The 8580-nt window shown below is 34.0% G+C and carries 13 protein-coding genes; 11 read left to right on the top strand and 2 right to left on the bottom strand.

Annotation, left to right across the window (positions count from 1 at the left end):
* The first annotated feature begins 272 nt into the window (after window positions 1-272).
* The 4 genes from B9T33_RS16180 to B9T33_RS16165 all read left to right on the top strand — a co-directional run bounded on the left by B9T33_RS16180 (window position 273) and on the right by B9T33_RS16165 (window position 1813).
* The gene (locus B9T33_RS16180) at window positions 273-584 is read left to right on the top strand and encodes a BrnT family toxin (protein WP_005086328.1); all 312 of its coding nucleotides are present in this window, start codon (window positions 273-275) and stop codon (window positions 582-584) included.
* Entirely contained in the window at window positions 547-861 is a 315-nt protein-coding gene (locus B9T33_RS16175) for a BrnA antitoxin family protein (RefSeq protein ID WP_033134782.1), read from the top strand. Before B9T33_RS16180 ends, B9T33_RS16175 begins: the two co-directional genes overlap by 38 nt.
* Before the next feature lie 92 nt (window positions 862-953).
* Window positions 954-1178, top strand: coding sequence for a hypothetical protein (locus tag B9T33_RS16170; RefSeq protein ID WP_086179915.1), 225 nt, complete (start codon window positions 954-956; stop codon window positions 1176-1178).
* Window positions 1179-1210: 32 nt separating this feature from the next.
* Complete coding sequence (locus B9T33_RS16165; RefSeq protein ID WP_086179914.1) at window positions 1211-1813, top strand: hypothetical protein; 603 nt, start codon at window positions 1211-1213, stop codon at window positions 1811-1813.
* 79 nt (window positions 1814-1892) lie between these two features.
* Here the strand turns inward: B9T33_RS16165 and B9T33_RS16160 are convergent, their stop codons facing one another.
* Window positions 1893-2474, bottom strand: a complete 582-nt coding sequence (locus B9T33_RS16160; RefSeq protein ID WP_086179913.1) for a histidine phosphatase family protein — start codon at window positions 2472-2474, stop codon at window positions 1893-1895.
* Between the two features lie 48 nt (window positions 2475-2522).
* Window positions 2523-2903: a hypothetical protein gene (locus B9T33_RS16155; protein ID WP_086179912.1), complete on the bottom strand. Its 381-nt coding sequence runs from the start codon at window positions 2901-2903 to the stop codon at window positions 2523-2525.
* A 413-nt stretch (window positions 2904-3316) separates the two neighbouring features.
* Here B9T33_RS16155 and B9T33_RS16150 point away from each other — a divergent pair, with 413 nt between their 5' ends.
* The 7 genes from B9T33_RS16150 to B9T33_RS16120 all read left to right on the top strand — a co-directional run bounded on the left by B9T33_RS16150 (window position 3317) and on the right by B9T33_RS16120 (window position 8367).
* A complete protein-coding gene (locus B9T33_RS16150; RefSeq protein WP_086179911.1) occupies window positions 3317-3694 on the top strand; it encodes a hypothetical protein in 378 nt (125 codons plus the stop codon).
* An 864-nt stretch (window positions 3695-4558) separates the two neighbouring features.
* Window positions 4559-5488 carry a replication initiation protein RepM gene (gene repM, locus B9T33_RS16145; protein ID WP_086179910.1) on the top strand — a complete coding sequence of 310 codons (930 nt, stop codon included), beginning with the start codon at window positions 4559-4561 and terminating at the stop codon, window positions 5486-5488.
* Window positions 5489-5566: 78 nt separating this feature from the next.
* Entirely contained in the window at window positions 5567-6082 is a 516-nt protein-coding gene (locus tag B9T33_RS16140) for a plasmid replication DNA-binding protein (protein WP_086179909.1), read from the top strand.
* 268 nt (window positions 6083-6350) lie between these two features.
* A complete protein-coding gene (locus B9T33_RS16135) occupies window positions 6351-6641 on the top strand; it encodes a hypothetical protein (protein WP_086179908.1) in 291 nt (96 codons plus the stop codon).
* Window positions 6642-6676: 35 nt separating this feature from the next.
* Window positions 6677-7045: a hypothetical protein gene (locus B9T33_RS16130; protein ID WP_086179907.1), complete on the top strand. Its 369-nt coding sequence runs from the start codon at window positions 6677-6679 to the stop codon at window positions 7043-7045.
* Window positions 7046-7087: 42 nt separating this feature from the next.
* On the top strand, window positions 7088-7675 hold the full coding sequence (locus tag B9T33_RS16125; protein WP_143224026.1) for a hypothetical protein: 588 nt from the start codon (window positions 7088-7090) through the stop codon (window positions 7673-7675).
* 170 nt (window positions 7676-7845) lie between these two features.
* Window positions 7846-8367, top strand: coding sequence for a hypothetical protein (locus B9T33_RS16120; RefSeq protein WP_016165287.1), 522 nt, complete (start codon window positions 7846-7848; stop codon window positions 8365-8367).
* Window positions 8368-8580: the final 213 nt, after the last annotated feature.

The raw sequence follows: 8580 nt of genomic DNA, 5'->3' as shown, positions 1-8580 counted from the left end.
GAAGCATACAATAATTTGAAAAGCTTAGATAAAGCTTGGAATGAGGGTATTTAACATAATAGAGCTTATACGAAATGCAATTTAAAATATCATTGTTTTTCATATAGTTAAAAAGTTAAACCAACCTCAAAAAACTACAAAAAGCCGACTTAGAAACAAGTCGGCTTTTTTATGTTCGAATCTGTAATATTTTGCCAATAAAAAATCGAACAACTTTGCAAAATTTACAATTTTGTATTAACATTTTTATATTAACAAAAAGCGATGCAACTATGGAAATTGAGTTTTCATGGGATGAGCATAAAGCAGAAATAAACCTTAAAAAGCATGGTGTAGCTTTTGAAGATGCGACATTGGTTTTTTACGATGCTCATGCCTTATATAAACAGGATCGCTTTGAAAATGGTGAATATCGTTGGCAAGCGATAGGTATGGTACATGGGCAAGCTGTTTTATTGGTGGCCCACACAGTACAAGACCATAATGGGATGGATCATATCCGCATTATTTCGGCACGACAGGCAGAGAAAAAAGAGAGGAAACAGTATGAGCAAAACCGTTACTTACAAAATGGATTTGAATAATCCTCCTGTTTTGTCTGAAGAACAAAAGGCAAGACTTGAAGCCCTGGCTAAACGCCCAGACAGTGAAATAGACTTTTCGGACATTCCTGAACTTGATGAAAGTTTCTGGAAAAATGCAGTACAGAACCCTTTTTACAAGCCGACTAAACAAGTGACTACGGTTCGTATTGATGCAGATGTAATGCAATGGCTAAAGGCCCAAGGTAAAGGCTATCAGACAAGAATGAATAAGATTCTGCGTGATGCCATGCTGAATGATTTAAAAAATCATCCATAAAAATGGGAGATTAAGCTCCCATTTTTTATTACAAAATTCATAAAATTTGATAGAATAGAAAAATTATTTGATTAAATTTTATAGAGTTTTTTATGAAAAAAACAATTATCGGGGCATTAGCTGTTTCAACACTTTTAATTTCTGCATGTAGTACATCACAACCTATGTGGAGAAAAGCTGGAATTACTCCACATGATGCTAATAATGCTTTAGCAAAATGTCGCTATGACATAGGTTTAGCTAAAGTAAATCAAAATGAAAAAGCTGAAATGATACAAGATTGTATGATGGCACAAGGTTTTAGATACTCCTATTAATCTCTATAAAATCCAAATAAATAGGTTTATTAATGAAAAAGTTAATAGGTTTTGCAGCCATAGCTGTTTTTTGTACAAATTCTTTAGCAGAAATCCCTGTAAAAAATAATAGTATTCCTTTTAATAAGCTTCCTATAGAAATCAAAGAAGTAGTCCAAAATCATTATATTGAAGCATGTGAAAGCATAGCTGAAGATGAAGAGATGGCGATCAAGAATCCTAAAATCACTTTCGATAAAGGTTTTCTAGTAAATGTAGATTTTAATAATGATGGCTTAAAAGACTACATTATCCGATCTTCAGAAGTTACCTGTGAAGGTGCTTACTCAATGTTCACTGGCAACAGTGATGGTTTTATAGATATCTACTTTCAAAATAAAGCAGGTAAATATGATCATGTACTTAACTATTGGTTAGGACGTGAAGGATTAGAGCTTGAAAAAAGAAAAGATGGCTATCGTTTTATATCTGAATATAACGACAGTTATCTAACATGGGATAAATCTATAAATAAGTTTATTTCATATTATGGCCCTGAAAAAAGAAAAGATATTTTAGATATTAATGATGAGAACTCGACAACTAGCCAAACCTCTACAGAGAAAGGTGAAGTTCTAAGACAAGCTTTTCAATAATTTAGACATATTCAAAAGACGCCTATGTAAAGGCGTCTTTTTATTTATTTAACATAAAATCTCATATACGAAATTCTGTTCAGTAGGTGAAAACCTCAGTATTTCTGATCGGCTGGCGAACCAAGTCCGATCTAAACTGCTGCATCAATTCCTTGGTAAGAGATCTGGGCTGCTGGATCTGCATAATGAGAAGCTGTAGAAACTGTCCATGACTGAATACAGCCAGATTCTTCTTCACATAGTGAGGGGTCAAGATCTTTAGCTTTTCCTGAAAAGCCTGTACCCGAAGATACAGATTCTCAAAAGACTCTGCATCGTCAGCATCCCTGTGCTGATAATCCATTTTCTCCCAGTACGCATTTACCCATGCCTTACGGTCATTCAGATTGGTATTGGCACACTTACGCTCTGACAAGTAGCTGAACTCATGTAAATGCTCATCAACCTCTAATGAAAGGCCGTATTTTTCCAATATTGGCGCTGCGGTCTGCTGAGTCCGCAAATACTTCGACACGATCACATGATCGATTACAGGCAGTTTGGAGCATAAATCCTGAGCCTGTCTATGACCATGCTCACTTAAAGCAATTGAAGCATGAGAAAGCGTCTTTCCATTGATATTCGCTTCACTTTCAGCATGTCGAACCAGAAAAATAGCCATATTTAATTCCGTTGAAATGAATCCTATGAGATGGATCTGATCTGGAGATTAGTAATCCTGCAAATTGAGAATAGGAAAATCCTTCTCGCGCATCCGAGCATGTGCCATTTTTAACTGTTCAGGCTTAGCCATTGCCCGAAGCATCAGCAGCATTTCCAGACTTAAATTATCCACTGCGCCACTTTCTGTATGCGCTGGTTTTTCATCTTTCTGGGCCATTAAAACTTCCGTAATCAATGACGTTTTTTCATCCAGACTTTTAAACAATCTCAGCAGTTCTGCGAGCTGATTTGACGAGCTTGACTCACACTCATCCAGCAAACTTTTCACATAAGTCGATACACGCATTCCCTTGGCAGCCGCTCTCATTTCGTACAAGAAATACTGCTCTTTGGACAGCCTGATCGTAACCCGATTATCATTACTCATTTCATTTTGATCTGTGACAAATACGTGACAATTATAAATATATAAAACAAATATTTATGTTTATATTTGTGACATTTGGCGTCATCTAAAACATGATGAAAGACAAGTAAAATAGATATAAGTCTTTGCTTTTAAATAAAAAATCGAAGATTTTTTAGCATCATGACTATGTGCGTATGGTGTATACCTAAAAATCGTCAAAAATCCATCTTCAATTTAGAGCAGAATTTAGAGCGAAAAACAGGAAAAAGGGCGTATATATCAATTTACTACTAATTTACTATCAAAAAGTTATCAAAAGGATATCAATTAGGTATCAAAATTATGAATTTACGACTGAAAACATATCAATTTGCAACCAAAGCACTAACAATTTACTATCAAAATAAGTTATTCCACTGAAATCTAAAGTCATGCTGCCAAAAATCAAATCTAAAGCCTTTATCCGTCTTTTACCCCAGATTTTTGAACTCAGAGAACAGGGCTATTCTTATGAAGAAGTGACCGCCATTTTAGAAAAAGAATATGGACTGATTCTGAGCGTCAACCAGTTTTCAGTCTATCTGGCACGGTACAAAAATGCCCACACTTCCAAAGTAAAAAAACAGGTCGAAATATCCCCTGCTCGAAAACAGCATCCAGAAAGTAAACAAGATCCGATCAAACCTGATAGCAATACGAAGGATTATGTTTTTGGTTCACCTGAGCACAAAGCAGCAATTCAAAAAGAGACCGAAGAAAATTTCCGTAAGTCCGATATGCGTATTGGTCTAGGACTAAAGTACCCCTAAAAAGCCACCAGATCGCATAGAAGACATTATTTTAAAAAAGATCATAGAACTGTGGGAAAATTAAAAAATTGGCTTAAATCGCCAAATAAAGCCAAATAGGAGCATTCTTTTTTCTATTATTGAAATATGAAATCGAAAGTCCTCACTACGATCTTTTGAGCAGAATAAAATTTATTTCTTATTCAGAGTTCTGTAACCCTTACAGTATAAGGCTTAAAGTCTTATACAATGACATTTTCCGATATTTAATGGATATCATTTTTTATGTCAGTGAATAAAAATATAACTACTAATAATCAATAGTTTGTTTAGCGAGTGTCTACGAGCGACACAACGAAAAGTCGCGTCTAGACTCCCTGAAAAACAGCTTTTTAGGCTGTGAAGCCTAAATAAGCGTAAATCACATGTAAATATTTGCACCTAGATCGAGCGAAGCGAGCAAAAAAACTTCTGAGCGAAGCGAAGTCATAGTCGCTTTTGCTTTTTACATAATTTTAGAAAGTATTTGCAAAAAATTGCCCCGACGAATCGAGCGAAAGCGAGATTCAATAGAGTTTGAGCGAGTGAAACGAAGCGAAAACCAAGGGCAATTTTTCCTTCCTTGGGCTTTTAATTATTTTAAAGTTTTTAAATGCTTTTAGGTAAGCTGAAAGCCTTGTGTAGAAAGCGTTATAGCTCCTATTAAACTAGGTTTATCGACCTATTAAACTAGGTTTATCGACCTATTAAACTAGGTTTATCGACCTTTAAAGCTAGGTTTATCGACCTTAAAGCTAGGTTTATCGACCTTAATAATTTTAATAGACACGTTTATTTAAATAGTCTATTGTACAACCTAGTTTAATTATAAATTTATTATTAGAAATGAGTGAATTAATTGTTAAGGATAATGCCTTAATTCAAGCTAGCTATACGTTAGATACTGTTGAGCAGCGTTTAATTCTTCTAGCTATAGCAGAAGCAAGACAAACAGGTCATGGGATAACAGAAAATAGCTTATTAGAGGTACATGCCAGTAGCTATATAAATACGTTCAATGTTGAAAAACATACTGCCTATACAGTCCTTAGAGATGCATCAAAAAGCCTCTTCGATAGATACGTCACATACCATGATGTTAATCCTAAAACAGGTAAGGATCGTAGTTTCCATTGCCGTTGGGTTGATAAAATTGGTTATGAGGCTCAGTCGGGAATTGTTTTTTTAAGATTCACTCAAGATATCGTTCCTCTTATAACCAGACTAGAAGAGAATTTTACTAAATATGAGTTAGAACAGGTCTCACGCCTAACTAGTTCTTATGCTATTCGACTCTATGAATTACTGATCCAATGGAGGTCAGCAGGAAAAACTCCCGTTTTTGATCTGTCTATCTTTAGACAACAATTAGGCGTTGAACCTCATCAATACAAAACTATGAGTAACTTTAAAACCTATGTTTTAGACTTTGCATTGAATCAAATAAATGAACTAACAGATATCATTGCTAAGTATGAACAACATAAGAAAGGACGTACTATTTCAGGATTTTCGTTCACTTTTAGACAGACAAAAGATACTTCTAAAAAAGTGATCACAAGTGAAAATCCCTCAGATTATTTCTCGAAAATAACCGATCCACAGCGTCACCTATTTGCTAATAAGCTTTCTAGACTTCCTGAAATGAATACATATTCTCAAGGTACAGAAAGCTTTGAACAATTTGCTGTGCGCATTGCAGAAATGCTTAAAGATGCCCAAAAATTCGAAGAATTATTCCCTTATCTTCAAAAAGTTGGCTTTACTCCTGCCTAAAATTTAAACTTGATCATTTGTCTATTAGACAGTCTAATAGACAGTAACTTTTTACAAGTTTAGGCATAGGTTTACTGAATGAAAACCCTTACAGTTCTTGAACTTTCCAAGCTTTACAACATTAATAGACAAACGATTTACAACAACATAAAGAAAGGAATTTTAAGTAAAAATTCTGAGAATAAGATTGATCTAGCAGAAGCTATCCGTGTTTTTGGAGAACCAGTCAAAAAACAGGATGTAAAAGAATTTGTAAAAGTAGACAGTCCAAATTCGGCAGAAGTTTTACTGCTTAGACAACAAATAGACATGCTGAAAAATCAGCTTAATGATGCTAAAGATCGTGAGTCTTTCTACCAAAATCAGATCGAAACGATGCAACGCCTACTAGAAGCTCCTAAAGCACCAAAAATGGAAGATCCAACACCAGTTGTACCACCTCAAGAGACGATTGAAGTCCCAGTACCTGAACAAGCAACTGAGGTTAAAACTGAGATCCAAACGCAGAATAAGCGGATCCCCGTGCCGGAGCATGTCGAACAGGAACCGGAGAAAAGGGGCTTTTGGAGCCGTTTTTTTAGACCCTATGATTAACCACGATTGTTTAACTAATATGAACAAAGTCGTGAAACATTGGTCAAAGAATAGGCGTGGAACGTGAAAAATCATAAAAAAAACCCAAACAGTGATGTTTGGGCTATAAACTTTGAAATAAGTATTTGAATTTCAAAATAAATTATAACACATTTCGTATAAGGTGTATTATGTTAATTTTAGGAAAACTTAAGTAAAAACTATTTTCATTGATGAATAGAAAAATAAGAACTATAGTTTCTTATAGATAACTATAGGAAATAAATATATGGCAAAAATATTTCATCCTCTTCCAGAGATGATTGAGTTTGTTGATGCGACATGTGGTGAGTATGCTCATCCAGATGGAACTCAATATCGAGTTGCTATTGGTAATGAAATATGGGATAGCGGTAACCCACTCGTATTGAAAATACAAATAGTTTATAAAGATACAGGATTACAAGGTCGTAGAAGTCCATCATTTCCTTTAGGATATGATGATTTTGAAAGAGTAAATTTAGCTGTAAATAGATTGCTAAAAAAGGCTCAAGATCAAGGGTTAAAATTTCGCATGTAACCCACTTTACTTGCTATATCTCATTTGGGGAAAAAATGAAAAAACTGCTTTTGGCTTTAGGTTTAGTCAGTATAAATACCGCATATGCCCTACCTAGTAATTTAACAGAAGATGTTTACTTGAAATCATATTCATGTGGCGCAGATAGCTGTTATTTAGATATAGAGCTTGCCAATATTCAAGCTGTTTCTATTTCAACCTTTTGTGGAGATAGAAAATATTGCACGCAATATCATAAAGCCTATGAAAAAATAGAATCTCAAGCTGGTGAATACCATGATGAGGAAAATTATCCAAAATATGAAATTGACCGAAAAGCAAAAGTTACATTAAAGCTTGTTAATAACGAATTTTCTGGTGAAAAAATGTATGAAGTTACAGCTATTTCATATATCAAAGATTAATTAAATATCTAACCATTCAACAAATGTAACTTGGCAATATTAATGAATAAATTATTTTTTATAAACACAATCATACTAAGTCTGATGCTTACAGCATGTGATAAGCCACAAACTGCTGAACAGCAATCTAAACAAGAGATAAAACCAGCTGCTCAGGTTCAAGTTGCATCAGAGGTCAAACCTAAAGAGGAAAAACTAGCTCCAGCTGCTCCAAGTATGAGTTATGAAGCTTTATATGTTTCTGACAGTGGTGTTGGTTATGATAACGTTTTTTTATTGCAAGATATTCCTGATTCGATGTCGAAAGCTTTGATTTATCAAACAAAGGCTGGTCCACATAATATTATGCAAGATGTTGTTGAGGATCCTGAAGCCCTAGGATATTTAAAGCTTGAACGAGCTTATAAATTTGGTAATAAGTATGTTTTAGTAGTTTCAACTGGTGAAAATGGAAATAGTTGTCCTGCAACTACATATACTTTTTCTTATGATATCAAATCAGAAAGTGTAATAGGAAAAACTGAAATAGACGGCTGCTCCGAAGTTGTTGAAGCTTTTGCTGATGGCAATAAGTTGACTGTCAAAAAAGATGAAAAACCAACCATTATTTATAATGGTGAAGTGAAATAATTTCTATTTAACATAATGGCTGTTATACGCAATAAAAAACCTAGGCACTGACCTAGGTCTTAAATTTTAAAAAATATATAAAAATTAAGGCTATAGTCTCAATTTTTTAACTTCGTATAACGTGCATTATGTTAATTTTAGGAAATCTTTAAAGTATTTAAATAAAATATATGAACGTTATTTCGGCAATATTATTAAATGAACACCCTGTCAAAGGATGTATTCAGGATGGAAATGGAAAGACTAAACCATTTCCTATTTTTGCTATTGATGGGCTTCCATTAAATATATGGATAAGTAAAAACACTAGTTTTAAGGATGCAAACTCTTCCGTTCCAGCACATGGTTGGCTATATGACTTTGAAAATAGCGTTCCTTTGAGTAATGCATGGAAACTATTAAAACCTGAAACTTCTGAATATGGTGCAGTATCCACTGTCATACCAATTTTAATTTGTTCTGATGATTTAGATCTTGTCTGTAATGTAATTATGATTGAACAGATGGTGACTGAATCAGAAGTTCAATGGATTCGATTTGGGGTAGCATGGAACAATATGCATGACCTTGTAACATCAGTAGTTTGGGAACAACCTTTTTCATCTCCTGTTTTAACATTTAAATTAAGTGATTTTGAAGAAGCATACAATAATTTGAAAAGCTTAGATAAAGCTTGGAATGAGGGTATTTAACATAATAGAGCTTATACGAAATGCAATTTAAAATATCATTGTTTTTCATATAGTTAAAAAGTTAAACCAACCTCAAAAAACTACAAAAAGCCGACTTAGAAACAAGTCGGCTTTTTTATGTTCGAATCTGTAATATTTTGCCAATAAAAAATCGAACAACTTTGCAAAATTTACAATTTTGTATTAACATTTTTATATTAACAAAAAGCGATG

The organism is Acinetobacter sp. ANC 5054, assembly GCF_002135295.1.
Taxonomy (GTDB): Bacteria; Pseudomonadota; Gammaproteobacteria; order Pseudomonadales; family Moraxellaceae; genus Acinetobacter.
This window is presented reverse-complemented; position numbering and strand designations above follow the sequence as displayed.